This window comes from Pontivivens marinum (genome assembly GCF_900231835.1).
Taxonomy (GTDB): domain Bacteria; phylum Pseudomonadota; class Alphaproteobacteria; order Rhodobacterales; family Rhodobacteraceae; genus Pontivivens; species Pontivivens marinum.
The window spans coordinates 1-25,285 of record NZ_OCTN01000012.1; the positions used below are offsets into that span (position 1 = coordinate 1).

Annotated in this window: 19 protein-coding genes and 4 pseudogenes; 10 read left to right on the plus strand and 13 right to left on the minus strand. The window is 54.6% G+C overall.

Going from position 1 to position 25,285, the window contains the following annotated elements:
- A pseudogene (locus CR254_RS16765) lies at positions 1 to 571 on the plus strand (integrase core domain-containing protein); the annotation flags it as partial.
- Positions 572 to 1,044: 473 nt separating this feature from the next.
- Here CR254_RS16765 and CR254_RS16775 read toward each other — a convergent pair.
- From CR254_RS16775 to CR254_RS17845, 3 genes and pseudogenes are all read right to left on the minus strand, one after another.
- On the minus strand, positions 1,045 to 1,875 hold the full coding sequence (locus tag CR254_RS16775) for a lysozyme inhibitor LprI family protein (RefSeq protein WP_097932063.1): 831 nt from the start codon (positions 1,873 to 1,875) through the stop codon (positions 1,045 to 1,047).
- 410 nt (positions 1,876 to 2,285) lie between these two features.
- Positions 2,286 to 3,597 (minus strand): annotated as a pseudogene (locus tag CR254_RS16780) (IS3 family transposase).
- 203 nt (positions 3,598 to 3,800) lie between these two features.
- Positions 3,801 to 3,945 (minus strand): annotated as a pseudogene (locus tag CR254_RS17845) (transposase); the annotation flags it as partial.
- Between the two features lie 481 nt (positions 3,946 to 4,426).
- Between CR254_RS17845 and CR254_RS16795 the strand changes: the two are divergent.
- Genes CR254_RS16795 through CR254_RS16805 form a run of 3 tightly spaced genes read left to right on the plus strand, consistent with a single transcriptional unit; the run spans position 4,427 to position 6,575 of the window.
- Positions 4,427 to 5,701: a DNA cytosine methyltransferase gene (locus tag CR254_RS16795; protein ID WP_219618038.1), complete on the plus strand. Its 1,275-nt coding sequence runs from the start codon at positions 4,427 to 4,429 to the stop codon at positions 5,699 to 5,701.
- On the plus strand, positions 5,701 to 6,162 hold the full coding sequence (locus CR254_RS16800; protein WP_097932067.1) for a very short patch repair endonuclease: 462 nt from the start codon (positions 5,701 to 5,703) through the stop codon (positions 6,160 to 6,162). Before CR254_RS16795 ends, CR254_RS16800 begins: the two co-directional genes overlap by 1 nt.
- Before the next feature lie 11 nt (positions 6,163 to 6,173).
- Complete coding sequence (locus tag CR254_RS16805) at positions 6,174 to 6,575, plus strand: hypothetical protein (RefSeq protein WP_097932068.1); 402 nt, start codon at positions 6,174 to 6,176, stop codon at positions 6,573 to 6,575.
- A gap of 3 nt (positions 6,576 to 6,578) precedes the next feature.
- On the opposite strand, the gene CR254_RS16810 is transcribed toward CR254_RS16805, so the two are convergent.
- The 4 genes from CR254_RS16810 to CR254_RS16825 are packed head-to-tail and all read right to left on the minus strand — an operon-like array spanning position 6,579 to position 13,871.
- Entirely contained in the window at positions 6,579 to 8,702 is a 2,124-nt protein-coding gene (locus tag CR254_RS16810) for an AIPR family protein (RefSeq protein ID WP_097932070.1), read from the minus strand.
- Between the two features lies 1 nt (position 8,703).
- Positions 8,704 to 9,648, minus strand: coding sequence for a PD-(D/E)XK motif protein (locus CR254_RS16815; RefSeq protein ID WP_097932072.1), 945 nt, complete (start codon positions 9,646 to 9,648; stop codon positions 8,704 to 8,706).
- Positions 9,641 to 12,382 carry a Z1 domain-containing protein gene (locus tag CR254_RS16820; protein WP_097932074.1) on the minus strand — a complete coding sequence of 914 codons (2,742 nt, stop codon included), beginning with the start codon at positions 12,380 to 12,382 and terminating at the stop codon, positions 9,641 to 9,643. Before CR254_RS16820 ends, CR254_RS16815 begins: the two co-directional genes overlap by 8 nt.
- Position 12,383: 1 nt before the next feature.
- Positions 12,384 to 13,871, minus strand: coding sequence for an ATP-binding protein (locus CR254_RS16825; protein WP_097932076.1), 1,488 nt, complete (start codon positions 13,869 to 13,871; stop codon positions 12,384 to 12,386).
- A 285-nt stretch (positions 13,872 to 14,156) separates the two neighbouring features.
- Between CR254_RS16825 and CR254_RS16830 the strand changes: the two genes are divergently transcribed.
- Positions 14,157 to 15,286 (plus strand): IS3 family transposase gene (locus CR254_RS16830; RefSeq protein WP_097932078.1). Its coding sequence is split into 2 segments (ribosomal slippage): positions 14,157 to 14,400 and positions 14,400 to 15,286, totalling 1,131 coding nucleotides; the frame shifts between segments, so codons are not numbered across the junction.
- Between the two features lie 37 nt (positions 15,287 to 15,323).
- Here the strand turns inward: CR254_RS16830 and CR254_RS18255 are convergent.
- Both CR254_RS18255 and CR254_RS16845 read right to left on the minus strand, forming a co-directional pair.
- Positions 15,324 to 16,177: pseudogene (locus CR254_RS18255) on the minus strand (IS3 family transposase); the annotation flags it as partial.
- Between the two features lie 407 nt (positions 16,178 to 16,584).
- On the minus strand, positions 16,585 to 17,466 hold the full coding sequence (locus CR254_RS16845; protein WP_097932084.1) for a LysR substrate-binding domain-containing protein: 882 nt from the start codon (positions 17,464 to 17,466) through the stop codon (positions 16,585 to 16,587).
- A gap of 99 nt (positions 17,467 to 17,565) precedes the next feature.
- On the opposite strand from CR254_RS16845, the gene CR254_RS16850 reads away from it, so the two are divergent.
- Complete coding sequence (locus tag CR254_RS16850; RefSeq protein ID WP_097932086.1) at positions 17,566 to 18,270, plus strand: SDR family oxidoreductase; 705 nt, start codon at positions 17,566 to 17,568, stop codon at positions 18,268 to 18,270.
- Positions 18,260 to 18,520 (plus strand): DUF6552 family protein, encoded by a 261-nt coding sequence (locus CR254_RS16855; protein ID WP_425440297.1) that lies wholly within the window; start codon positions 18,260 to 18,262, stop codon positions 18,518 to 18,520. The genes CR254_RS16850 and CR254_RS16855 overlap by 11 nt, the downstream gene beginning before the upstream one ends.
- A 58-nt stretch (positions 18,521 to 18,578) precedes the next feature.
- On the opposite strand, the gene CR254_RS16860 is transcribed toward CR254_RS16855, so the two are convergent.
- The 4 genes from CR254_RS16860 to CR254_RS16875 all read right to left on the minus strand — a co-directional run bounded on the left by CR254_RS16860 (position 18,579) and on the right by CR254_RS16875 (position 22,688).
- A complete protein-coding gene (locus CR254_RS16860) occupies positions 18,579 to 19,541 on the minus strand; it encodes a YHYH protein (RefSeq protein WP_097932088.1) in 963 nt (320 codons plus the stop codon).
- An 11-nt stretch (positions 19,542 to 19,552) separates the two neighbouring features.
- Positions 19,553 to 20,194, minus strand: coding sequence for a PEBP family protein (locus tag CR254_RS16865; protein WP_097932196.1), 642 nt, complete (start codon positions 20,192 to 20,194; stop codon positions 19,553 to 19,555).
- A 525-nt stretch (positions 20,195 to 20,719) separates the two neighbouring features.
- Positions 20,720 to 21,847 (minus strand): Gfo/Idh/MocA family protein, encoded by a 1,128-nt coding sequence (locus CR254_RS16870; RefSeq protein WP_097932090.1) that lies wholly within the window; start codon positions 21,845 to 21,847, stop codon positions 20,720 to 20,722.
- A 10-nt stretch (positions 21,848 to 21,857) separates the two neighbouring features.
- Positions 21,858 to 22,688, minus strand: coding sequence for a GntR family transcriptional regulator (locus tag CR254_RS16875; protein WP_245851719.1), 831 nt, complete (start codon positions 22,686 to 22,688; stop codon positions 21,858 to 21,860).
- On the opposite strand from CR254_RS16875, the gene CR254_RS16880 reads away from it, so the two are divergent.
- From CR254_RS16880 to CR254_RS16890, 3 genes are read left to right on the plus strand one after another with little or no spacing between them, the layout of a single operon-like run.
- Positions 22,667 to 23,821: an LLM class flavin-dependent oxidoreductase gene (locus tag CR254_RS16880; RefSeq protein WP_097932094.1), complete on the plus strand. Its 1,155-nt coding sequence runs from the start codon at positions 22,667 to 22,669 to the stop codon at positions 23,819 to 23,821. The two genes, CR254_RS16875 and CR254_RS16880, sit on opposite strands and share 22 nt — an antisense overlap.
- Complete coding sequence (locus CR254_RS16885; protein WP_097932096.1) at positions 23,821 to 24,711, plus strand: aldo/keto reductase; 891 nt, start codon at positions 23,821 to 23,823, stop codon at positions 24,709 to 24,711. Before CR254_RS16880 ends, CR254_RS16885 begins: the two co-directional genes overlap by 1 nt.
- Positions 24,711 to 25,229 (plus strand): flavin reductase family protein, encoded by a 519-nt coding sequence (locus CR254_RS16890; protein ID WP_097932098.1) that lies wholly within the window; start codon positions 24,711 to 24,713, stop codon positions 25,227 to 25,229. Before CR254_RS16885 ends, CR254_RS16890 begins: the two co-directional genes overlap by 1 nt.
- The last annotated feature ends 56 nt before the right edge of the window (positions 25,230 to 25,285 follow it).

Consider the following 25,285-nt stretch of genomic DNA (forward strand, 5'->3'; position numbering starts at 1 on the left):
AGTTCCGCATCTTGGCAGTGAATGATGATTGCTGCCGCGAGAATCTGTGCCTCATGGCGGACACCAGCATCTCTGGCGCGCGGGTGGCACGTGAGGCGCGGTTGCCCCGTGCGTCGATGGACACGCCAACCCCAGCATCTCTGGCGCGCGGGTGGCACGTGAGTTGGACGCGCTTGTGCGGATATATGGCAAGCCCGCCTGCATTGTCAGCGATAATGGGACCGAGTTCACCAGTCGTGCGATCCTGAAATGGGCGAACGAGAACGATGTCGAGTGGCACTACATCGATCCTGGAAAGCCGCAACAGAACGGCTTCATCGAGTCCTTCAACGGGAGCCTGCGAGATGAACTGCTGAACGAAGAATGGTTCGACAGCCTGGACGACGCCCGCCGTAAGCTGGCGCTCTGGCGATACGATTACAACAACGTCAGACCGCACTCATCACTGGAGAACCAAACACCCGCTGAAGCGCGTCGGGCGCTTCAGCAATTTGAGGCCTCCGCGCACGACGCGCTTGCCCAAACCGACGACGAACAATATGAAAATCACACCCGCAAACTCTCATTATAAATGACGGAGCCTCGGGGGGCAGGTCAGTCCACTTCAGCTAAACTGCAGCGCAGCGACGATCGTGATGGCCAATGTCGGCTTTGGGCCGTTCGTGTCGGTCGACACCATGGGCGGGAAGCAATCGTTCGCTGCAGACGCGAAGAAACGATTAGTTAGCGCAAGAGCTGTCACTCAAACCTCACTAAGGGCTTTTGATAATGTCAGGATGGCTGCGCTCTTGTTTTGGACAAATCATAACCTATTGCTGATGATCTGCTCTTTTCAAAAGAAGTAGCAAGCCGGTTGATAGGCTTATCCCGAAAGACATCCATCCAGCGACGACGAGAGCAGCATGCCGAACGGGGTGAAGGTTGCGATAATATCCCCATGAGTCTGCGAATGGTATGCTCTTCATCCAACGTTCGCACATTAAGAAAGTGACGATACAAAGACAAAGCACACTGCATGTTAAAAATAGCTTCCAGCTCACCAGCTTAGCCATCAAATTCAATTCCAACAATGTAGTTATTCACAAAATCCACACGCCGGGCAGTGTAGTCAGATAAGCAACTTAACATGCCAACATCTTCTTCAAATGGGTTGTAAACAACCCAAGCACTAAGCCCGCAGTCAGCATCACGGCTTGCTTCCCAGAGGTGTTGCGCATGGTCAAGCTCAGTCGCTGCGCTAAGTTTCTCAGCAAGCACAGCCCGCCAACGGTCATATTCTACGGTCAGGCACTCGGTCTGGTCGTAGATATCCAAACTGCATGACGATGCCTCCACGTTTAGGCAAGCGGTGGCACTCAGCTCACTCGACAAACATTGCTGAAACGCATCATAGTCTTCGCTCCTGAGGCTGGCCATGCGCCCAATCCCGTGGAACACATTGACCGGCATAATACTGTTTTCGTCGCATAGGATTTCTGTCCTTTGTCCCGATGGCGCGATAACCACCACACCTCCGTTTGACCCGTCAGTGAAATTGATTCCAGATCGGTTCATGATGTGAAACACCTCATAGGATGTCTCGCCGTTGTGAAATGTTATGCGTTCTGCAACATCCGGGCTATCCCATGCGAAGGGCGTATAATCGACGTCTGATAAAGGGCTTTTGATGGATAGCTCAACACGACCTTCCGCATTGGAATAGAAATACTGCACGTTGTCCGAAAACAATATCACGCTGACAGTGTTCGCTGCATTGTTTAGGGAACATTGGAACAATACCTCTGATTCATCGCTGTGACTATCCGCGGCCAAGCTGACTGGAAAGCAGCAAAGGTAGACCGTTTTTACCAAGAGGCTGATGATGACTGGGCGCATGTTTGCCTCTCATTTTGTTTTCGTGCTCTCGGGATGTGAGCAGCTTACTAGTGACATGGGCTATTGCAACCAAACACTCGTTGCTGATCATGCAGTGTAAAAAGATGAAAGTCCTGCTGCTAACTGCTGACTTTTGCAAACCGCAGATGTGGGGTGGTCGCGTAGCCCCCAGGCCATCAACAAGAGTAATTTTTGGAAAACTCTTGCTGTATCGGAAAGTTCCGAAAGCTTCTCCTCAGAAGAACTGATGGAGTCCTATGCCACCGCTGGAATTTGAGGAAGTCGCATAATGCCCTACCGAGCTGTAATCCAATGCTATGTATAAGAGCCTTTCAACAAATGAGTTCAAATTCACCATATACCGCAATAATCCTGAACGTCCGTTTCGGTCTTGACCTGCCACTGAACTTTCATCCAGCCGCGACCGGAGCCCGGTTGCTGTTTACGCCGATAGGCGCAGGTTGAGCAATCGCCCGACGCGCGGAGCTTTCATCTCGCGCAGCGGGTCGGGCGATTGCGGCGGTCAGGGTCCGTGCGTAGTCAGCCGGGGTCTGGTAATCCAAGGCCGAATGCGGGCGTTCGTTGTTGTAGTCGGCGGTCCAGGCGGCGATGACGACCCGCGCGTGGGCCAGGTTGCGGAACATGGTCTCGTTGAGCAGTTCGTCCATTGCCCGGCAGGCGATTGCGAAGCAATCTGCCGAGAGGGGCGCATCCGACCGTTGAAACTCTCCACGAAGCCGTTTTGCATGGGTTTGCCCCCTCTCGGGATCATGCTGCGCATGACCCTGTCGGGCAGCGGGACGCAATGTAGTGCCATTCGATCCGCTGCTCGGAACACCACCGCAGGATCGCGTTACTGGTCAGTTCGGTCCCGTTGTCGCTGACAATCATGCCGGGCTTTCCGCGCCGCTCGATCAGAGCCATGAGTTCCCGTGCCACACGCCGCCCCGAGATCGAAGTATCCGGGATCGCAGCCAGGCATTCGCGGGTGACGTCGTCGACCACGTTGAGCACCCGAAAGCGCTGGCCGCCCGCGAACTGGTCGTGGACGAAACCCAATGATCCCGCCGCCCGGCAGCGGTTTGCGTGCAAACCGCGAGAGGGGCGTGCATTGGGCCGTGCCTCGACCAAGATTGGCGCCCGTGTCCCGACAGCCTTGCGTCGGGCCTTTCGCTTGCGCACCATCAGGCCCTCCTCGCGGTAAAGCCGATAGATCCGGTTGATGCCAGATGGCTCGCCCTCGCGGCGTAGCAGGACATACAGGCGCCGATAACCGAACCGCCGGCGCTCATTGGCCAGCTCCCGCAGCCGCCCGCGCAGCTCCGTGTCTGGCGCGCGCTGCGCCTGGTATCGGATCATCTTGCGATCCGCCCCGACAATCTGGCACGCCGGCCGTTCTGACAGCCCCAATAGGGCCTTCAGATGCGCGACCGCCTCGCGCTTCGCGGCAGGCGTCACCATTTTTTTTGCGACGAGTTCTTTCATCGCCGCCAAGTCTAGCATCTGTTCCGCCAAGAGCTTCTTCAGCTTGGCGTTCTCATCCTCAAGCGCCTTCAGCCGCTTGGCCTCAGACACCGTCATGCCGCCGAACTTGGCCTTCCAATTGTAGAAAGTGCCTTCCGACATGCCGTGCTTGCGGCACAGGTCCGCGCACTTTGCGCCTGCCTCGTGTTCGGCCAGGATGCCGATGATCTGTTCGTCGCTGAATCTCGTTCGCTTCATTGTCCGTCCTCAGGTTGGGCCGGACTCTAATCGACGGTGGAGGAAAAATCCCGTGGCAGGTCAATGGCCATCTCTCGCCGATAAGACGGCCTTAACGCTTTTTTCCAAGCGCTTCCTTCAGAAGATCGTTTTGCATGCTCATCTCGGAAATCAAGGACGCGTCTATTACCCGGCAGGCGATTTCAAAGTAATCTGCCGAGAGGGCATGCCGTCAAACTTGGCCCGCCATTTGTAAAAACTCGCGCTGCTCATTCCGTGCTCGCGGCACAGCTCAGAGACCGGAACGCCACCCTCTGCCTGCTTCAACACGGCCATGATCTGTGCGTCGCTAAATCGTCCGTTCTTCATCATAAATCTCCTCAGATATCTTGCCGAGAAAATTCTACTTTTGAACACCACTAGTTTTAGGGGGGATTACCCACCGAGGCCAGCTATGCGGACTTTACTGCCATTGCCGTCATCTGGACTTGATGGCATTTTAGTCTCGGCGGACTACAGGACATGCTGCTGTTTGGCGAAGAGGCGGGTGGGCATGCGCGCGCTTTGTTCCCGATCCACGCCACACGGGTCATGGCGATGCGGTCACCCTGCCGTTCATTCTGAAAAGATAATGGGGCGCTGATGATGTTTGTCTGTCTTGCAACGTGGCAAATCGCAAATCAGGCGGGGCTGTTCAGTGCGTCCAAATTTGGGGTCGATGGTCCTTGTGGGTCTGTTAGCGATTGCGCTCAGGACAGTTCGGATTACACAGGGTCGCATTAAGATTGGGAGTTCTGCAGCGCTTCCTCTATACACTCAATCAAAAGCCAAAAAACGATCGAGCTAGGTATTGAAAGTCATTCCCGAAATAAACCGTAAACTCGCTGAGGCGCGTGAAAGGCTTGGTTTAGACCATTACGTAATGGCGACACTTTTGGGCCTAGGGCCCAAAGGGGCGGAAACGGTGAAGCTGTGGGAAAACGGCAAAGGGGGGAAGATAACCCCCGCCAAGGAAAAAGCGATTTACGCCTTACCTATCGAAATACCCTACCAGGATACCCGTAAGGAACCTGCGTTCAAGTTTATTGATCTCTTTGCCGGGATAGGAGGGATGCGTCTCCCGTTTCAGGAATCTGGCGGAAAGTGTGTATTCACAGCCGAAATCGACAAGCATAGCAAGGTCACGTACGCAGCTAATTTCGGGGAAGTGCCCGAAAAGGATGGTGACATAACCAAGTTCACCTCCTCGGAAATCCCAAGGCACGATGTGCTTCTCGCGGGCTTTCCCTGTCAGGCTTTTTCACAGGCGGGGAAAAAGCAGGGGTTTCTTGACACTCGTGGCACGATGTTTTTCGAGATTCAACGCATTTTGGCTACGCATCACCCGAAAGCGTTTTTGCTGGAAAACGTTAAACAACTGAAGGGGCATGACAAACAGCGTACCCTGAAAACGATAATGGCGATCCTTCGGGGCGAGGCTTCTGTCGAAATCCCGGATGACATTCAATTGTCTGAAGAGATTCGCGCAAGCCTGGGTACAAAACTCGACTACGACGTCAATTTCGAAGTCCTCCGTGCGCGGGATTTTGGCGTGCCACAGATCCGTGAGCGTGTTTATATCGTGGGTATCCGTCGCGACAAGGACGTGTCGGCCAATCACGAGCGGATCAAGGAGATGTTCGGCAGGATCATTGAAAACTATCGGTTGAAAGTACCTCTCAAAGATATTCTCATTGATGATCCTGAGCGTACTCAGGATTTCACCATATCGGATAAGCTCTGGACCGGGCACAAGGAACGCAAAAAACGGAACCGTGCGAATGGCAAGGGGTTTGGGTACAGTCTTTTTGATCGGACATCCGAATATTGCAGCACAATGAGTGCGCGCTACTACAAGGATGGCAGCGAGATCCTCATTGATCAGTCAGATTTGGGGCGAAATCCGCGTAAGCTCCTTCCTGAAGAGGCACGCGCCTTGCAAGGATTTCCCGAAGAATTCGTGATCGATCGTGTCGGCAAATCCCAACTTTATAAGCAGTTCGGGAATTCTGTTGCAGTCCCTGTAATCCGGGCGATAGCAAGCGAGATGCTGAAAGAGGCCAATATCCGGACAAGGGAAAGCTGATGGCCGACATCGTGTCCTCGGAAGTTCGTAGTCGAATGATGTCAGGCATCAAAGGCAAGGACACGAAGCCGGAAATCCTGGTAAGACAATTACTGCATCGTGCTGGCTACAGATTCAGGCTTCATCGGAAAGATCTTCCCGGTCGACCAGATATTGTTCTTTCACGCTACAACGCTGCGCTATTCGTGAATGGCTGTTACTGGCATGGGCATGAGGACTGCCATCTTTTTCGCCTCCCGAAATCGCGCCAGGAGTTCTGGAAAGCGAAGATTTCCGGCAATCAGGCACGGGATCTCCGAAAACAGACAGAACTCTTTGAACTTGGCTGGCGGGTTGGTGTCGTCTGGGAGTGCACATTGAAAGGCAAAACGGCATTGGGGCATGATTGCATTCTGAGACGTCTTGAAGAATTTATACGCGGAGATATTCCGTTTTACGAACTGCGTGGAACGTACCAGTAGAGGAAAAATAGATGGGGAACGTTTTCGAGGACATGCTGGTGGACAACGACCGGATTCTTGTGACCGTTCCGGCAGAGGCCCAGGTTATCACCTTCAGTAACAGTGGAAGAGGCGGCAAACGGAACTGGTTTGCCATGACAATAGATCAACTAAAGGGCTGCCTTGAAGACATGCTTGAGGGCTTGGACGCTTTTCCGTCTGTTTATGAGGAAAAGTTGTGGAGGGAGTTGTTCAAGACCCACCTGACCGAGGATGTCGCGCGAACCATGGGAGCCGTGCAAACGCTGCCGCTCTTCGAAATTCTGGCGAAAGTGATCCACTACTCGAACGGATCAGGCCCCAGATCGTACAAGACGATCAATCTGGAGCCGAATGCAGTGCGGCAGGCTATTGCCATGCTAGAACGCGACTAGAGCCTATTCATCGGCCTCAAGAGCAGCGTGCGTGTAGCCCAACCCCTTGAGTTTTACGAGGCACCTCAGGACCGTTTTTGCCTGGTGTGCGGATGGAATTTTCTCAGGTATTGCGGCGCAGATCGAAAGGACCCTGTTATCCATGGGCGAAAGCGCCTTTTTTTCGGTTCCCCAGTTCAGAACGTCCTTCCAGAAGTCGGCACCAACTTCGATAATCCAGCTCTCGCCGATCAGATTCTTCGTCAAGTCACTGTCCGCCCGCGCCTCCTGCGCGACCGAACGGACATCTTCAGGATCCACAAGCGCGTCCAGAAATTCTTCAGGATACTCTAGTTCACGCTGTCTGAGTGTTTTCCAGCAGGCCTCTTTCTTTGCCCATTCGCCGATGTGCCGCATGCCTGCGACAGGATTCAGGATCACCTCCTGAGCCTCGGAACACGCGATATCAAGTGCTGCTTCGACGCTTGTCAGATTTCGCTGCAGCCTCCAGACGCGATCGAGATCGATTGCCTTGTTCATCTCGGTAACATCTGACACCACTTTCGCGATGCCGTATGTGACAATGTTCGCGCGGTAGCCGCCCTCGTACCAAGTTTCGACGGCGGCAGAGACAAGCCTTTCGGTGGCGCGGAAAATAATTGCCTTTGAAATCAGCCTTTTGTACCAGGTCTCGTCAAATGAAATCCCGTCCTTTCCCCATCTCGTGCCAATGCTCTTGGCGAAGTTCGCAAAGTTCTTTTGTGCGCCGAGGCTGACAATATCGGGCTCGCACCGGAACGAGTTTTCGTATTTTGCGAGATCGGTTTTGGTGAAGAACCCTGAGCGCGGGTAGGTCCCGTCAAACTTCTTCCGTTCGGCAGGTGTTTTGTTTCCTCGCGCATCCGCGTATTGCCCACGGGCCCGCTCATAGAACCACTTTGTATCCTGAAACCCGTTTTCCCCGGCTGGCGCATAGATTTTGCGAGAAAACTCCTCCATCCGAATATGGAACGGATGGTTAGAAAAGAAATCGGCGGCATTCACCTTGTTCTGGGTGTTGGCGTATTCTGAAATCTTGGGGATAACGTCCTCGGACTGCTCCTTTGGGACGATATTGAGTTTCATCTGGACGTAGACATTTTTTAGCTGCTCGGGCGCAGTTTTCATTGCGGCATGTAGTGAAGCCGTCGTCTGGCCCCCGTTTACGATCTGTAGGTTCTCAACGCTGGACAGGACAAGGCCTTCACCTGTGTTGGAAATGGTCACTGCATCGGCTGTCGCGGTGATCCCGTTATTGTATGGCAGGAACATGTGCGGTTCCTTGACAATCGTGTCCCGAATGCCTCGGTTCACATTACCACGCGCCTGAAGGAAAGAGCGCACGTTAGATTCCAGCAGGCGAGCACCCCATTTGTTATAGATGCTTGCCAGCTGATCGCCGTTTATTACGGCAAGATAGCTTTCCAGTGCGGCATCTCCACCGAACGCCTTGAGGATGGGGATACTGCCGCCAAAGTCCTTTTCGAGGTCGATAACCAGGTCCTCGCGAGCTTGGCCCTGTTCCACATATTTTTGAAGACGTTTCAGGTCCCAGACGTTGTAGGTGACGCTCTTGCCGTCGATCTTTCCGGCGGAATAGGAATCAACTCTTGCAGAGGTGGATGCGGTCGTGGCGATGATCAGTTTGATGCTATCCAGTTGTGACCATTTGCGCACAATGAGATCACAAAGGATTGCACCGTCACTCGTTTCCTCGATCGCATCCCGGAACTCTTCGCTTCTCGCTGCGCGCAGAAATTCTACAAGTTTGCCAAATAGGCTTTTAATTTCAGGCGAACCCATTTGACGGATAGTTTCGCTGTACCGGAAATCTGTCAGTATAAGGCTCAGGGTGCTATCTTCGTTATCGGTCCCGATGCTGTAGCCGGTCACGGCAATCGGTTTTGTTAGAGTTTTAGCATCCTCTTTACGGCGGCGTTTCCACTCCCCCTCGTGCCTGCTCCAGGATGGTGTGTCGATTTCACCGGCCTCGTTCAGCATGTCGCCAACCAGTTCGAAAAAGCTCTCCTCCTGAAGTGCCCCTTCCGATGTGGCAGTTCCCATAATATCGCTCTGGAACTGTTGGTGAAATTCCTCAAGTCCATCCATATCAGACCTCCCCAGCTAAAATTCCCGGTTCAAATTCGGTGATAAAATCTGTGCATTCGGTCAAATCGATTGCGTAGGTGACATGGTGGACGCCACTGGTGAGAGGTGGCGTGATGCGTGGGAAGCCGTCGGCAACTGCGAAAGTCCGGCAGGTGCCAACAATCCAGCGGCGCTTCTCGTAATCGTGACCGCGTTCATACCCGACAGCTTCAAGGCGCTCCTCGAGAACATTGAGGCAGTCGGGATAATCCTCGAACAGCACGACGGTGTTTTCTACATGGCCGTGGAGATTGTCACCCTCCGGAATGACGGCGCTATCCACGTCATACACGCGGAGAAATAGTAGTTGTCCGGTTACATCGGAGAGCTGGTCCTCCGACGAAATCCTGACATACGGCTTGGCTGCGCCTCGTCGCGCTTTCACCTCGATGCAGGCTGCGGGGAACTCGAAGTCCTTTGCAGCGCCTTCCGGTCCAGTCCAGCCTTCTATCGCGGTCTCGGGCGATACGTGAGTTGAGATTTCACGAAGGAACGCCAGCTCGCCAACCAGCCCGCGCTGTTCCTCTTTGCTGAGGCCTTCAGAGGAGCCGCCTTTAAGCAGAAAATGCCACCGACGCGTTCGCCTGATGACACGGTCAAGCGCGGCCGATTGATCAGGCGCACATTCAGCTGCCGTTACAATATCGCGGCAGAGGGTTTCAAAAATCTCTCGGTGCGCGTTGTCGAGAAGTGATATGACGAGCGCTCTACCATTGACCGTCCTGAACTGTACAACGATGTTCTTGAGCGCAGGAAGATCGGCGACCATCTCTGCTTCGGGCCCGAGACCCATCAGCAGTGCCGGGGCCTTATTCTCGACCGTTGCCCAAAAGAAATCATGCTTCCCCTGCGCATCAACACGCCGCATGTTGCCTTCAGCAAGGCCTTTCCAGGGATCATTACTCATCTACGTTTTCCTCGTCCTCATCGGTGTCAGGATCGCCAAAGAGTTCACGCTGTTTGGTAGTGTTGATGATGTACTCGACCTTCTCGTTCGCGCTTGCGGATCTGGGAAAGCTGATGGCCCAAGCAATAACGGGTTTGTTCGGGAAATCCTTGTGATCAGCTATGTGCTTGTCCTTCGGTTCCTTGATCTCGACGAGGTAAAGTGCGATCAGCGGCCGCTCACGGACTTCGCGGTATATCCTGCCTGGATGGTTTGCCTTGGTATCCGCTGGAAGCGAACGTGCCTCGCGGTCAGCAGCTTCCACTTCGAGCGCCAGTTTTTCCGGAATTCCCAATCTTTCAACGCCTCGAGACGAAACGCGCATTTTGGAGCCGCCGATCGACATAAATCCACGCTCCAGGTCAAATGCACCGATTTTCCGTGTTATCGGGACAATGGGCCAACCGAGTGAAGTGTCCAAACCGCCCGTTTTCAGAGTAGCGATATGAACGTCCCAATCGGCGAGTTCATCATGCTCGCGTTTACGGATGTATTCCCGTAACGGATCGATCTGGGTTGTGATGCTCTCGTCCGCATTTACCCATGCGAGCAGGAAGTCGTCGATGAGCCCAACGGGGACAGTCTTTAGCAGGAACCCGCCTGCAACGGTTTCGGCTTTTTCTGGAGAATAACCTTCCTCTCGAAGCCGAGAGATGAATGCGCGTGCAGCGCTCCTGTTCTTTTGGATATCCTCGCTATTAGATACCAGTCTCGCGGTTTCCACAAAGCTCGAGGACAGGCCTACGGCCACCGTCTTCTTTCCGGAGCCAAGCTTGTTCCGCGCTGTGACCATTAGTGCGGACGGGTGACTTTTAACAGCTAAGCCGAACTGCTTCGGTGTCGCCTTCGCACTCTCCATAAGGCGCAGTTCCTGATGCAACTCCTCGGTTGCGTCCGCGATGTGGGCGTACCATGACACAGCTTCGCGGGGCATCCAGATACGACACAAATCATCATAGCCCATGCGGTAACCAAACCAGCGCCCCATTTGCATAAGCGTATCATACATCATGGTGTTGCGGAGGAACCAAGTGGTTGTCAGCCCTTCAAGAGTGAGGCCTCGGGAAAGCGAAAAGCCACCAACCGCAATCACAGTGACGCCCTGCTTACCTGCCGAGGAATAGTCGAGGTCGTTTCGTGCGCTGTTGACTTCGACAATCTTCGCCGATGCGACTGCGTTGTAGAGCGCTGCACGCACTTCGGGCCAATCAAATTCACTTGCTGAAAACTCGCCACCCCAAACTCTTTTCAGTTCGGCAATTTCAGGATCAAGGTCAGCTGCTGCCCCCTTGGCTCCATTGACGCGCAACGCATTCTTCATATCGTCGAGAACTTCATGCAGCCGAGTACGAAGAATGCCCTGCATGCGCGTAAATCGGCTCGCATTGACGAGCATGGAGGCGTGCTTATCGGCTTGGCCTCGCAAGTTACGGATTGTTCTGGCGACGAGAAACACACGGAGTGCATCGGTCAAGGATGTTGGCAGTTCGTTGAGCTCGTGGTCGATCTTGTGCTTTAGTGGCAGGATGTCTTCGTTATCGTCGATGTAACGGATGAACTCGGGTTCGGAGTCATCATCCGGTATGCCCTCGATAAAGACACGCTTGCCTCCGAAGTAGTTCGACGGTGCGTCCAGTCCGATAATGAAATCACGAGGGAAGAGATCTTCGCCCCACATATCGTTTTCCTGATCGGGATCGATGAAAATGTTTGCGAATGGGGTGGCCGTGTAGCCCACGTAGCAACTCCGGTGGAACAGGCCGAGCAATTCCCGGATCTGCCCGTTAATCCTCGTGACTTCTTTCTTTCCATATTTTGTATTGATGGATGCGTTGTCTGCTTCATCGTCAATGAGAAGCATCGGCTGACTGATCATCTCCTCATCGCCGTGCGAGCTGTTTTCCTTCAGCCAGTCGATCAGGTTCCCCAGAGTGCTGTAATTCTTTTTGATCACAAGGACGACTGGAACTTTGTAGGAGTCAATCTGGCTTTTGTTGGTTGTCGCGACGGCCTTTTTGAAGTCGTCGATCGTCGTGGTCAGGCTGACAGGCACATTACGATCATCGGACAAACCGACGCCGATACGCCTGTTACTTCTGCCCGCTCTCGACATCCTTCCGGTGTCGCGCCCGATGAACCCTTCGTCAATTCGCTGCTGCGTCTGGTTGCGAAGGTTGTTGTGGATGCCAGCGATTACGATGATCAGTCTGTATCCGGCGTCTGCAGCTTTACAGATCAAACCTGTGTAGTTGGCAGTTTTCCCACTTTGAACATGACCGACGACCATCCCTTTTGAGTCAAAGGGTCTACCTTGTTGCGGATTACCCATCCTGCCGAGCGTTTTGTCCGTGATATCGTCTAGTTTGATTACGACATCCTTCGGCAACCCGGTCCGGATCAGGTGCTCGCGGTAACGTTTCCAGTAGAACGGATCGATGTTTTGTTTAGCTTCGTCCAGCCAGGGTTCGAAATCATCACTGGTCACAACTGCGCCGAGGCCCATGCTGATGCCATTGCGTTCCTCGAATTCCCGCGCCAGAAATTCCTCCTGATCGGACGACACCGGCTCGTATCCCATTGCAGGCATTACTGAGTTCAGCGTTTTAATCAATGCGCGAAGTTCATCAGCTGTTTTTTTGTCAGAACCGACAATGGCTTGCGAAACTTGGGCATCCAGAAACTCGTAACTACTCATTTCAGGCGTCTTCCTCTAGGTGTTTTTTTATCATTTTTTGCGTTCGGCCCCAGTTGGAGCGGAGGACAACATAGTTTTTTAAAAGGTCCGGAATGATATCGGTGGAGATGCCGCCTTCGAGTAGGCTCGTGATCAGGGCCCCAACTTGTAGATCAAGAGCTTCGTCATCGAGATAATCGCTAGTAACGTTCTCCGCTCCGCCGATAATATCAGCATGAATGGTCTCCACCGGAAGGGACGATCCGATCAGGCGGATGCAGGTATCGAAATCGCTCTTCAGATCACCTCCGAGTCGATCACGAAATTCCCGGAAGACGGGGTGTGAAATATCCGGTTTAAAAATGATTTTGTCATCTCGCAAAACCCTGTTCCAAACCGGAAGCTGATCTTCTGCAATCAGTTTTCGTCCGCGGCGAGTGTAGGTTCTTTTCGACGTGGAAACAAAACGCTCAACGATGCTTTTGAGCTTGTTTCGTACAGTTGGTGGGAGCTGCGCCGACGCCTTTTTGACGTCGATTTTCCACTCAGCATCCATGGAGTTGGGGATGTCTACAGCGATGCGGCACAATTTTGTCGATTCAGCCTGCCTGGCCAAGCCTAGCCAGCCGCCCGCAATAATCAAACGGTCGGCCCGATAGATATAAAGCCCTTGCGATCTTTGGTGCCCTTCCGGCCCGCCAATGTCGTCCCATTCCTGTTGGGACATCTTCTTGTGGTGAGGGAGGGTAACACATTTGAATCTCACGATACCTTTCGAAAGCTTCAGGAACTCTTCGGAATCCAGTTGGCGTGCAGGGTGCCCCTCGGCGAAAGGGTCGATCGGGGCGAGTTTCACATGGTTGAGGTAGAGGGAAATTCTTGCAGGTGAACCACTCAGGTAGCGATGGAAGACCAACCTGAGATGGCGTTCCGCACTGCTAAGGGCTGCGTTGAGCGTTTGGGTTCTTTTGATGCCATCATTCTTGTAACCGCCATCGAGGCGATCAAGTTTTTTCCATACTACGATTGTGCCGGAGTCTCCGAGGTGCTGCGCAGAGGGAACTGTGCTTGGGTCATCAAGGATCATAGCTGACCAACGATTTGTTTCACCAACCCGATCCAGGTCCCAAGCCGCAGCTGTCGTTTCTCCGTCCTTTCGCGTTAGAACCGTAAGTTGCCGACATTGGGAAAAGCTCGCACTTTTTAGGCCAAGGCCAAAACGCCCCAGATCTTTTGCGTCGCGTTCATCCCGAGGATTTCTTGTGCCGGGCCTTAGAGCCTCAAGCAGCTCTGCTCTCGACATGCCGTGACCATTGTCAGCAATCGCTATCCAAGGATCATCTGTGACTGTATCGACAAAGATATCAATTCGCTTAGCAGAAGCAGTGATCGAGTTATCTACAATATCTGCCAGCGACGTTTCAAGGCTATAACCAAAATCCCTAAGGCCTTCGATAAGGCTTGCAGCGTGTGGTGGAAGATCAATTTCCTGTGACGCTGAAATATCCATAGAGAGGTATCCATTAAGTGTTTACTACGACAACATACCTGTCCTGAAACTTGGGTACTTGCAACAAGCGTGCTCGCAATATGCGCTAAATTAACCTTTTCAACGAGGTGCTCTGGAGCAACGAAATCAACCAAACACTTAAGGTGAAATCAAACCCCGTTAAATCCGGATGTCAAATTCCCTAGCGATTTCGTCAAGTAAAAGGGAAATTTTAAAGCAAATTGGACCTGTCGCGGTTTGATGCCGCTCCTTTGATAGCATTTACTGCAACAAAGGAGATGAATTATGGGACTGAAACGGACGGACGAATTCCGCCAAGATGCGGTTCGGATTGCACTGACCAGCGGGCTGACGCGCAGGCAAGTGGCTGATGATCTGGGCGTGGGGATGTCGCCGCTGAACAAATGGATCACTGCGCATCGAGATACGGATGTGGTGTCGAAAGAGGATTTAGAGCTCGCCAAAGAGAATGACCGGCTTCGGCGTGAGATCAGGCTCCTCAATGAGGAGAGGGAAATTCTAAAAAGGGCCACCCAGTTCTTTGCGGGCCTAAAGCAATGAGATTTAGGTTTGTTGAAGAACACAGCGCCAGCTTCTCGGCCAACCGCCTGTGCGATGTCGTTGGTGTAAGCGCACGCGGACTACGTGCGTTCCGCAGCCGCCCTGCCAGTCACCGACAGCGGTCTGATCTTGTGACGCTGGCGCACATCAAAGAACAATCGCGTCTCAGCTTGGGTAGCTATGGCAGACCACGCATGACCGAAGAGTTGAAGGAGATCGGTCTGAACGTAGGGCACCGTCGCGTTGGGCGTTTGATGCGCCAGAACGGCATATCAGTCGTCAGGACACGCAAACACAAGGTGACGACGGACAGTAATCACAAGTTCAACATCGCACCCAACTTGCTGGACCGAGACTTCACTGCGGACCAACCGAACCAGAAATGGGCGGGTGACATCAGCTATGTCTGGACGCGTGAGGGCTGGTTGTATCTGGCCGTGATCTTGGACTTGCATTCCCGGCGCGTCATCGGCTGGGCTGTTAGTAATCGGATGAAGCGCGACCTGGCGATCCGGGCATTGAAGATGGCCATAGCTTTCCGCGCACCAAACAAAGGCTGTATCCATCACACCGATCGTGGCAGCCAATACTGCTCTCACGATTACCAGAAGATCCTGCGACAGCATGACTTCAAGGCGTCGATGTCAGGTAAAGGCAACTGCTATGATAACGCAGCTGTCGAAACCTTCTTCAAGACCATCAAAGCTGAACTGATCTGGCGTCAGTCATGGAAAACACGGCGGCAGGCCGAGATGGCGATCTTCGAATACATCAACGGCTTCTACAATCCACGGCGACGCCACTCAGCACTGGGCTGGAAAAGCCCAGTCGCATTCGAAAGAAAAGTGGCTTAAACGAGCACTTGGGGCGGCACGAAAGCGTGACAGGTCCAGAATGGATCAAGACCCTATGCTTTGGTTTGCGCCGCCAAACGGCGCTCAGCAATGCTTGTAGGGCTAGGTCGGTTGGCATGCGAGACTGCATCGACCAGCCCACGACACGCCGTGAGAACAGGTCGATGACCACAGCGAGGTACGACCAGCCTTCATGGGTCCTGATGTAGGTAATGTCGGTCACCCAGGCACGGTCAGGGGCATCAACTTCAAACTGTCGATCCAGCGTGTTGTCCGCGACAACCGATGGCTTGCCACCATACCGCCCAGGTCGACGTTTGTATCCGATCTGCGCTGCAATGCCTGCCAAGCTGGCCAAACGTGCCACACTGTTCTCTGAACAGGTCTCGCCAGCATCGCGCAGGTCGTCTGCCAATTTGCGATATCCATAGACTTTACCGCTATCGGTCCATGCCTGCTGGATCAGCTCAGTCTGACGTGCATCCTCAAGCGCACGCTGGCTTAACGGTTCTTTAAGCCATGCATAGAACCCGCTGAAATGGACCATCAGCACACGACACATCGACCGAACAGAAAACTCTGCACGGTGAGCCTCAATGAACGCGTACTTTACTGAGACTCGCGCGCGAAGTACGCGGTCGCCTTTTTTAAGATCGTACGTTCCTCGGTGACGCGCGCCAGTTCTCGCTTCAACCGCCGGATCTCAGCGGCCTGATCCGCAGCCTCTGATCTGACACCAGGCGACTTCGCAAACTGCGACTTCCACGTGTAAAGCGACTTGGTACTGATCCCCAGCCGCTCCGCCACCTCGCTGACCGCATAACCACGCTCAACAACCTGCGCCACGGCGTCCTGTTTGAACTCGTCCGTAAACCGTATTCCCTTGTTCATATCCGTCTCTCCTTGGTTCCAAAATTACCAAGCAAACCGTCTACAAATCTAGGGGCACCTCAGTTTTTACGAAACCTCCACACATAGTGCGATGTCTTTAAGTGGCGACCTAATGGTCGGAGTAATTCCAAATCTCTATTCGATATAGTCATGGCAGAGCGTCGAAATCTGACCTCTGTTGGTCAGCAAGCGAATCGACGCCAAGAGCATAGATATAAGGTAAGAAGCTCCTGGCGAGATTAAGTTTTTTCGTTGAGGGCCGGTGCTTCAAAAGTGCGATCCACATGTACGTTAGGGATGTCTTCACCTGCCGTTGATCGTGCGATCGCCAAACTATCGGGTGGGCAAGCGGCCCCCAAGGACACGCTTTTTGCTTGATGAGGTTGCGTAAGTCTTGCTTCGCTAGCTTAGCTAGCGACAGTTTGCGCCGACTCTATTAACCACGCCACCACCGTATCGATAGATTTGTTCTGTTTGGGTTTTCGGGCGGCGAGCAAATAGAAATCCTGTTTGCCGGACATTGTTTCCGGTGTGATCTGTATCAGCCGTTTGGCCGCGAGATCCCGCGCCACCAGAAAGCGGCTGACCAAGGCAACCCCTTGACCAAACAGGGCTGCATCAACGGCGAGCGAGGTTTGGCTAAGGCGCAATCCGCGACCGCCCTTATCCTGCACATTCAGCAATCTTAGAAAATCCGGCCACAGGTCGTGGGTGTCGTGCAGCTTGGGCAGGGATGAAATCGCCTCTTTCCCTGCGGTGACACCTTGGCCGTCCAACAGGCTGGGTGCGGCCACTGCAATGACATCCTGCCGGAACAGCATGTGGGCATCCAGCGACGCACCAAAGGGTGGCTTTCCCTGCCGAACGGCAAGATCAATTCCATCGCTTTGAAAGCTGGAGACCCTTTCCGTTGCCAAAATGCGCAGGTCGATATCCGGGTGCTTGGCTGAAAAGTCGGGCAGATTGGGGATCAGCCACTTTGCCGCGAATGTTGGCGTCACACTGACCAGAACCTTGCCTGGTTCCGGTTTCAGCTGATCGGTGGCGCTGCGTAATGCCTCGAACGCAGCGGTGACACTGACATGATAACTGCGCCCTGAGGCGGTAAATGCCAGCCCCTTGGGCAGGCGTTCAAAGAGGGGCAGACCTAAATGCGCCTCAAGCTGACGCACCTGTTGGGCCACGGCACCCTGAGTGACGCCCAGCTCATCGGCGGCAGCCCGAAAATTCAAACACCGACCGGCGGTTTCAAATGCGCGCAATCCATTCAAGGGGGGCAGTTGGGACATTTTGACACTAAGATTTCTATTGGCATGAGGCAGGAATTCTCAAGCGAAGTCACGATGAGGATGCGTTATATGTAGATCAAGTGAGGCATGGAGTGAATAATGTCAGTAGAAAAAGTCGCGCTGATTACAGCGGGTGGAAGCGGAATGGGCGCAGATGCCGCACGTCAACTGGCCGCTGATGGGTTTCGGGTCGGGGTTCTGTCGTCGTCGGGCAAGGGGGAGGCGCTGGGCGTTGAGCTGAACGGGTTCGGCATCACCGGCTCCAACACCAATCCGGACGATCTGTCGGCGCTGGTGCAGGGCGCGATGCAGCGCTGGGGCCGCGTCGATGCCTTGGTGAATTCCGCGGGGCATGGCCCCAAGGGGCCGGTGCTGGAAATATCGGACGAGGATTGGCACACAGGGATGGAGGTTTACCTGATGAACGTCATCCGCCCGACGCGCTTGGTCACTCCGATCATGCAGGCGCAGGGCGGCGGTACGATTATCAACATCTCAACCTTCGCTGCCTTTGAGCCCGACCCGCTATTCCCGACCTCGGGCGTTTTCCGCGCCGGCTTAGCCGCTTTTACCAAGCTTTATTCCGATAAATACGCGGCGGATAACATTCGGATGAATAACATCTTGCCCGGATTTATCGACAGCCTGCCTGAAACGCAGGACCGTAAGGACCGCATTCCCATGGCGCGCTACGGGCAAACGCATGAGGTTTCCTCGGTGATCTCACTGCTCGCATCCGATGGAGGTGGCTATATGACAGGGCAGAACCTGCGCATTGATGGGGGACTGACCCGTGCCGTCTGACGCTATCGTCGCACGCCCGCGATTTGAGCGCATGGTTTTCGTGGTCAAATGGGGCGCGTCAATCATCCAGATCATGGGCTACACCGCGACCGGCTTTGGCTGGACGCCATGGAACCTGTATCTGTTCCTAATTGGTGTGCTGGGCTGGTTTGCAGTTGGCGCGATGTGGAACGACAAAGCGCTGATGCTGGTCCACCTCGTGGCTCTGGGGGCCATGAGCGCCGGAATGGTTAGTGGATCACCGACATAGGACTGATGCGTCCTGATCCGAAGCCGGTATTGGCCACCCGTCGCAATGGGTGGTCAAATCATCGACAGAACTCGCCCTGCATGATTTCGCCACCATTGGTGACGGTGCTGGTTGTGTAATCATAGCAATTTTCCGTATCGGCGGGGGCGTAGCGGATATAGTAGTCTTGCCCCTGATAGCTGTAATCCATGCTGTTGGAGCCATCGGAATTTTGGGTCATCACCAGATTTCCGACACCTCCTTGCGGTGGGCGGCCCGGCTCTGCCCCATCACCGGTGGTTGCAGTCATGGGGCGCACACGGGGTAATTGATCAAAGTCAGCCACTGCGCCCATCAGGCACTGCACGATATACGGCGCCTCTGGGGATGTGTGGTAGCGATAGCCGAAATCCGCGTCGGCCTGCCCGTTACAGACATCAAGCACCCCTTGCGCAATCGCGCTGCCATCGGGGTTATTATCGCCGTAAATCGGGTATCCATCAAAGGCCCAGCCAATGATCGCGTCGTCCTCGCCGGTATTATCCATGGCGTCGATCATGCAAGTTGGGGCGGTGTGATAGTGGTAGTCGTCGCCACGCCCGGCATGGCCACCGCAAACATCCAATTGGCCTGTTTGCACGGTGTCGTGGTGCGCTTGATGATGGGCCAGATCGGCCTCAGTCACCTCACCCCCACCTGTATAGTCATAGATCGGCACTCCGTTGACGGCCACGCCCAGCGCAGCATCCCGCGTTAGGGGCGTGCCGGTGAACTCTGACGTCAGGATGATCGGTGCGCTGTATTCAGCAGGCACCGGGATTTGCTCGTTCGTTCCGACAATACCGGTCATCAACTCATGATCGGGAAAGGTGTCGGATGTCAGCACGGCGTGGCTATCGGTGCAGGTCACGGTCACGCTGTCAGCAAAGCCTGCCTCTGCAACCGATGCGATCACCGCGTCGCAATGATCCTCATGTGCGGCGGCAGGACCTGCCACAGCCAGCAAAACAGGCGCTACAGCGCAATAAGTCAGGTGTTTCATGCTGTGCCTGCTCAGTTGACGGTCAGGCGGCACAGGACCGTGTTGCTTTGTTCAAGGTCCGGCCCCCAGATCAGCTCTGCCGTGTCATCCCATGTGATTTCGTCATATCCCCCCTTGGGGCTGACCTGCTGGGCGGAATAGACAGAGGCGGCGGGCCAGTCGGTGGCATCGAAATCTGCGCTATCCCAGCCTGTTGGTTCATCCGAGATATCGAAGCTGCAAACGCCCTCACCCGCGACGGGGTTGCTCTCATCTTCGCAGGATTTATCCAGCGGTGCGGTGTGGATGACCTCGCAAACCCAATCGCCAGAGCTGACGACAACCGGTTCACCGGCTGCATCGTGGATTTGCAAGATAATACCGCCATCGCCCATCTGCTGGCGGTTGGTGCCGATATATTCCAGACCGGTATCGTTCTCCTTGAAATCCTTGGCGACAATGCCGACCGTAAAGGGGCGCTGGGCGTCAAAGTCGAAACTCTCGGCGTTGAACGAGCGTTCGGTAGTGATGGATACGCTGTCCTCGGCAACCTGAATGCCATCGATGCGCATCTCGAACCAATTATCGGCCCAGACATCGGCGGAAAAAGTCTCTGCCATGGCGGAGGTGGCAATCGTTGAACACACGAGGAGGGTGGCGAGGTGCAGTTTCATGGCTTTGGTCCCTTCAGGTTCTGATAGGGTATACGTGCCAAAATCGAATTTCCGTCGATCTAATCGAAGATTTTCGGTGTTGGTGTCGCGAGATGTGTCGCTCGCATAGCTGCGGGGCATTCCCAACTGCTTTGGAATCGGCCCGCGCAGCACATCGCTTCTGCAATCATGTAAGGCACGGATTTTGATAGCGCCGACGCAGGGTAGGTGAGGGGTGGCACCGCTTTAGATGGTGCTTGAAAGCGGAGCGCCAAATAGGGGCTGTAGAGGTTGACCCGTCCGGCCTCTAAACCATCACCAGCTTCTTACAAGCGCTCACCTGTGTCGGCAGCAAGCCGTACCGCGCCGCCACCCCCGTACCGTCGGGTCGTCACGCAACTCCTCCAGCGCCTCTGTGCCTTGAAGTTATCCCTAAACTCTCGTTGCGTCCGAGCCATCCGACATCCCTTCATCATCGGGATATACCTAGCTCACCGCCCAGTTTTCTTGGACCAGAGGTTAGTCTGACACGATACGAGAGTTAATTCAGTGCGGTCTAATGAGCGTGTCAGCTAATTCATCGATGGCAACAGCGCGATGTTCCTTCATTGATAGCTGCGCTGCCATACCCATGATGACTGAAATCATCCCATCGTAGAGATTCACGTCCGCCGTTTCGCGATTTCCGCACACCAGATCAACGAAGTGTCGATGTTGGTAGAAGGTCGACCCATTGTGATCGCCCGCGTCCAGTAGCGTTGGATCGACGGGTATATTGCGCACCAATGGTCCCTTGGGTGAGCGTGGGCTTACAATAACCTGTGGCACGGGCGGTTCGCCAAGGTGCTCTGGCCAAAAGCGCCCCGGGCCCGGAACGAGTGCTTCAATCTTGCCGTTGGGCCCCACGGCGGACACTTCTTCCTGGTAGCGGGCGCCGTCGGCGAACATGCACAGTTCAAGAACCGCCCGCGCACCTGAGGCAAAGTCGACGATAACGTAGCCGTTATCGTAAATGTCCGGGGTCTCGCCATCGTATGTTTCGTCCAGATGGTTTACATCCTGTCCCCCGGAAGCCATCACGCGGATTGGCTCTGATTGTATCACAAGCCGCATCAAATCGAAGAAATGACAACATTTCTCGACAAAGGTTCCGCCGGTCTTTGCGTTGAACCTGTTCCAGTCCTCGACCTTGCTGAGAAACGGGAAACGATGCTCTCGGATCGTCAACATCTTGACGCCACCTGTCGCCGCTTCGACATCTTTCAGAAATGTTGCGATAGGTGGCATGTAGCGGTATTCCATCGCGACCCAGACAGGTGCCGGATAATTCTGGCGAAACACCTCTATTCGATTGATATCATTGGGATTGGTAAATAGCGGCTTCTCGACGAGAACCGGCAAGGGGCGTTTTGCAGCCAAGGCATCAAGCTGCTCCACATGTCGAAAGTTGGGGCTTGCGATCAGGATGCAATCCAGGCTCTCGACCTCCAACAGGGCATCGACACTGCCAACAAAGGTAGCGTCGGGTGCCAGATGTCTGGCTTGGTTTGCCATATCCGCATCCGGCTCAAAGATCGCGGAAACGCGTGTGTTCGGCAGAAGGGCGATATTGCGGAGGTGCTCCTGGCCCATCATGCCGCATCCGATAATGCCGTAGTTGACCTGTTTTGCCATGTCGATGCTCCTATTTCAGCCGCTGCACATATCGTGCGATATCCGTGTCAAACCATGTTCGAGAGTATTCAACGGGATGCGGTTTTTGCTCCCAACCGAGGCGTTCGATGTAGCCTGTCATCGCGCCGGGGGCTTTGCCGAATTCAACCGGGGCCCAGTCAGGCGTTCTTGAGATGCTTACGTAATCTTCGGCGCGTGTGATCCAAAAACCCAGCTTCACCTGATAATAGCGGTAGAGGGAATCCGAGGCCAGCGCGGGCAGAACCGTACCGCTATCGCCGTCCAGCCAGATTTCTTCCACGGCAACCGGTACTTTGTTGAGACACCGTAATCGTCTCATTCGTGTGCCATGGGTCGAGCTTCCGAATTCGGGCAGATCGCCGGGCTTTTCGCGCTCGGAAATGTCGAGGAAGCGCGCGGTTGGCAGGCCGCCGCCGGAAAGCAACTCAATGCGAAACATAGAGTAGGTGCTTTGCGCTTCAGGGTTGGATCTTACGTAATTTCCTGATCCCTGCACACGTTCCAGAAGTCCCTTTTGTTCAAGGATCGTCAATGATTTCCGCAGCGTGCGAACGGTGACCTGGTGCGTTGCCGCAAGCTGGCGCTCAGGCGGCAGGCGTTGCCCGTCAGTCAGGCGACCGGATGCAATTTCACGGATCAGGACTTCGCTCACTTGCACATAGATTGGCAGGGCAGCGGGGCCGACGCGGCGTTCATACAAGTGCGGCTCCTTCCCTGCTTGAAAATTGATGCCCCATTGATTTACATCAAAGACAAGGTTACGCAAGACAAATCCGCGCAACAGCATTGGGGAATCAAATGACAATTGTTCCGGTGACATCACCAGATCTGGACGCGGCAGAGGTCTCATGGTTCTCGGCGCTCTGCTCTGACGATTATCAGTTCCTGGGGGTGCCGGACGGCGATCTGCGTTCGTCGTGGGCACATTGTTCCGATATTGTGAAAACCGCCGAGGATCAGGGCTTTCGCAACATCCTGTGTCCTTCATCTTATCAAGTTGGTCAGGACACGCTCAGCTTCGTTGCGGGATGCGCTCCGATCACGTCAAAGATCAACCTGCTTGCCGCCGTGCGCTGCGGAGAGATGCAGCCGATCATGCTTGCACGCACCCTTGCCACGCTCGATCACATGCTGGAAGGGCGTTTGACGGTCAACATCATTTCGTCCGACTTCCCCGGACAGCAAGAGCCCAGTCCCTACCGTTATCAGCGGTCCCGCGAGGTTGTTCAAATCCTCAAACAGGCGTGGACCCGGGACGAGATCAACCACACTGGCGATATCTATGATTTCAAGGGCCTGACGACAGACCCGGTGCGGCCTTATCAAACGGGCGGCCCGTTGCTCTATTTCGGTGGCTATTCCCCCGATGCGCTTGAACTATGCGGCGAGTATTGCGACGTCTATCTGATGTGGCCCGAAAAGATCGAAGAGCTTGAGGGGCGCATGAAGGCCGTCAATGCCGTTGCGGAACGCTATGGCCGGACGTTGGATTACGGGCTGCGCACTCATGTCATCGTTCGCGACACGGAGGCCGAGGCGAAAGAATACGCTGAATATATCGTCTCCAAGCTGGATGATGAACAAGGCAACGCGATCCGCAACCGTGCGCTGGACGCGAAATCGCTCGGCGTCAGCCATCAGGCCAAGAACCGCGACCTGGCCGATAATGACGGTTACATCGAGCCGCATATGTGGACGGGCGTGGGACGGGCGCGTTCGGGCTGCGGTGCTGCAATCGTCGGGTCGACGGATCAGGTGCTCAGCAAGCTGGAGGCCTACCAGAAAATGGGCATCCGCTCCTTTATCCTGTCCGGCTACCCACATATTGATGAGGCCGAGCATTTTGGCGCCCGTGTGCTGACGCAGATGAAAACCTGCTCCTTGCCCCAGGAATATGGCCGCGTTCCGGCGCAGCCCCCTGCAACCCCCCTTGCCTCAGGAGTTCGCCGCTAATGGACCGCATCTCAATAGATTCCGATCTGTCGTTCAGCCGCCTTGTCTATGGCATGTGGCGCGTCGCTGACGATACCGATACCTCACCCGCCTTTGTGGAGGCCAAAATTCAGGCGTGTCTGGATCAGGGCATCACGACCTTCGATCAGGCGGATATCTATGGCGGCTATGTCGCCGAAGCCGTGCTGGGTGATGCGTTGAAGGCGAACCCGAAGCTGCGCAATCGAATGGAGATCGTGACGAAGTGCGATATCGTTGTGCCGGCTGGCCGCTACGCGGATACGCCAGTGAAGCACTACGACACCTCGCGCAAGCATATCGAATATTCGGTCGAATGCTCCCTGCGTGATATGGGGTTGGACCATATCGACATGCTTCTGATCCATCGCCCCGACCCTTTGATGGACCACAACGAGACCGGCGCGGCACTGGATGACCTGGTGCAAAGCGGCAAGGTTCGCGCGGTGGGTGTGTCGAACTTCCGCCCCTACGACTGGGATTTGTTGCAGTCGGGCATGAAAACCAAACTGTCGACAAACCAGATCGAGATTTCATTGGCTGAAGTCGCGCCATTCACCAACGGGGACATGGCGTTTCACCAACGGCAGGGACATGCCATGATGGCTTGGTCGCCGCTGGGTGGTGGCGCGTTGATGACAGGCAAAGGCGAAGTCGCTGACCGTCTGGACGTAATCGCGGCAGATCAGGGTGTGGACCGCGCGGCGGTGGCCGTGGCCTTCTTGCTGCGCCATCCGTCGAACATTCTACCCGTGCTTGGCACCAACAATCTGGACCGCATCGCGAAAATATCCGACGCGTTGAAGGTCGAACTTGATCGTCCGACGTGGTTTTCTCTGTACGAAGCAGCCTTGGGACGGGAGGTCGCCTAGTGTCGATTCACGCCAATGCCTCCTCAAGGGCCTTTGTGCCGGACGAGACAAATACACGCCTATTGCGTGATGCATTCGGGCGGTTTGCGACTGGCGTGACGATCGTGACAACTGCAACGGAGAGCGGCGTGTCTGCAATTACGGCGAGCAGCTTCGCGTCGGTCTCCCTATCACCACCATTGGTTCTTTGGTCACCTGACAAAAAATCCCGCAGGTTTTCGCATTTCGAGTGCGCAACACATTATGCGGTCCACGTTTTATCTGCTGACCAAGATGAACTGTGTTGGGCTGTGGCAAAAGATGTGAATGCTCTGAACAACCGCAATTTGCAACTTAATGCAGAAGGCGTACCGGTTCTCGAGAATTGCCTGGCACGTTTCGAGTGCACGAAAACCGCCGCCTATGAGGGCGGCGATCACGTCATAATGCTTGGGCAGGTGAACCGGGCACAGATGCGCGAAGACGGCGACCCGCTCGCCTTCTACAAGGGCCAGATGGGAAGCTTCACGGCAGACTGACAGCGACGCACGGTGCAACTTGCACAGTGCCGCTTCGGGTCGCGTACTCCACCCTT

Excerpts from the sequence above, each read along its gene's own strand:
- CR254_RS16805 (WP_097932068.1), top strand. The coding sequence starts at position 6,174 with ATGGGGAACGTTTTCGAGGACATGCTGGTGGACAACGACCGGATTCTT.
- CR254_RS16875 (WP_245851719.1), bottom strand. The coding sequence starts at position 22,688 with ATGTCACCGGAACAATTGTCATTTGATTCCCCAATGCTGTTGCGCGGA.
- CR254_RS16865 (WP_097932196.1), bottom strand. The coding sequence starts at position 20,194 with ATGAAACTGCACCTCGCCACCCTCCTCGTGTGTTCAACGATTGCCACC.
- CR254_RS16885 (WP_097932096.1), top strand. The coding sequence starts at position 23,821 with ATGGACCGCATCTCAATAGATTCCGATCTGTCGTTCAGCCGCCTTGTC.
- CR254_RS16775 (WP_097932063.1), bottom strand. The coding sequence starts at position 1,875 with ATGCGCCCAGTCATCATCAGCCTCTTGGTAAAAACGGTCTACCTTTGC.
- CR254_RS16820 (WP_097932074.1), bottom strand. The coding sequence starts at position 12,382 with ATGAGTAGTTACGAGTTTCTGGATGCCCAAGTTTCGCAAGCCATTGTC.
- CR254_RS16850 (WP_097932086.1), top strand. The coding sequence starts at position 17,566 with ATGTCAGTAGAAAAAGTCGCGCTGATTACAGCGGGTGGAAGCGGAATG.
- CR254_RS16810 (WP_097932070.1), bottom strand. The coding sequence starts at position 8,702 with ATGGATGGACTTGAGGAATTTCACCAACAGTTCCAGAGCGATATTATG.
- CR254_RS16825 (WP_097932076.1), bottom strand. The coding sequence starts at position 13,871 with ATGGATATTTCAGCGTCACAGGAAATTGATCTTCCACCACACGCTGCA.
- CR254_RS16845 (WP_097932084.1), bottom strand. The coding sequence starts at position 17,466 with ATGTCCCAACTGCCCCCCTTGAATGGATTGCGCGCATTTGAAACCGCC.
- CR254_RS16870 (WP_097932090.1), bottom strand. The coding sequence starts at position 21,847 with ATGGCAAAACAGGTCAACTACGGCATTATCGGATGCGGCATGATGGGC.
- CR254_RS16815 (WP_097932072.1), bottom strand. The coding sequence starts at position 9,648 with ATGAGTAATGATCCCTGGAAAGGCCTTGCTGAAGGCAACATGCGGCGT.
- CR254_RS16860 (WP_097932088.1), bottom strand. The coding sequence starts at position 19,541 with ATGAAACACCTGACTTATTGCGCTGTAGCGCCTGTTTTGCTGGCTGTG.
- CR254_RS16800 (WP_097932067.1), top strand. The coding sequence starts at position 5,701 with ATGGCCGACATCGTGTCCTCGGAAGTTCGTAGTCGAATGATGTCAGGC.
- CR254_RS16880 (WP_097932094.1), top strand. The coding sequence starts at position 22,667 with ATGACAATTGTTCCGGTGACATCACCAGATCTGGACGCGGCAGAGGTC.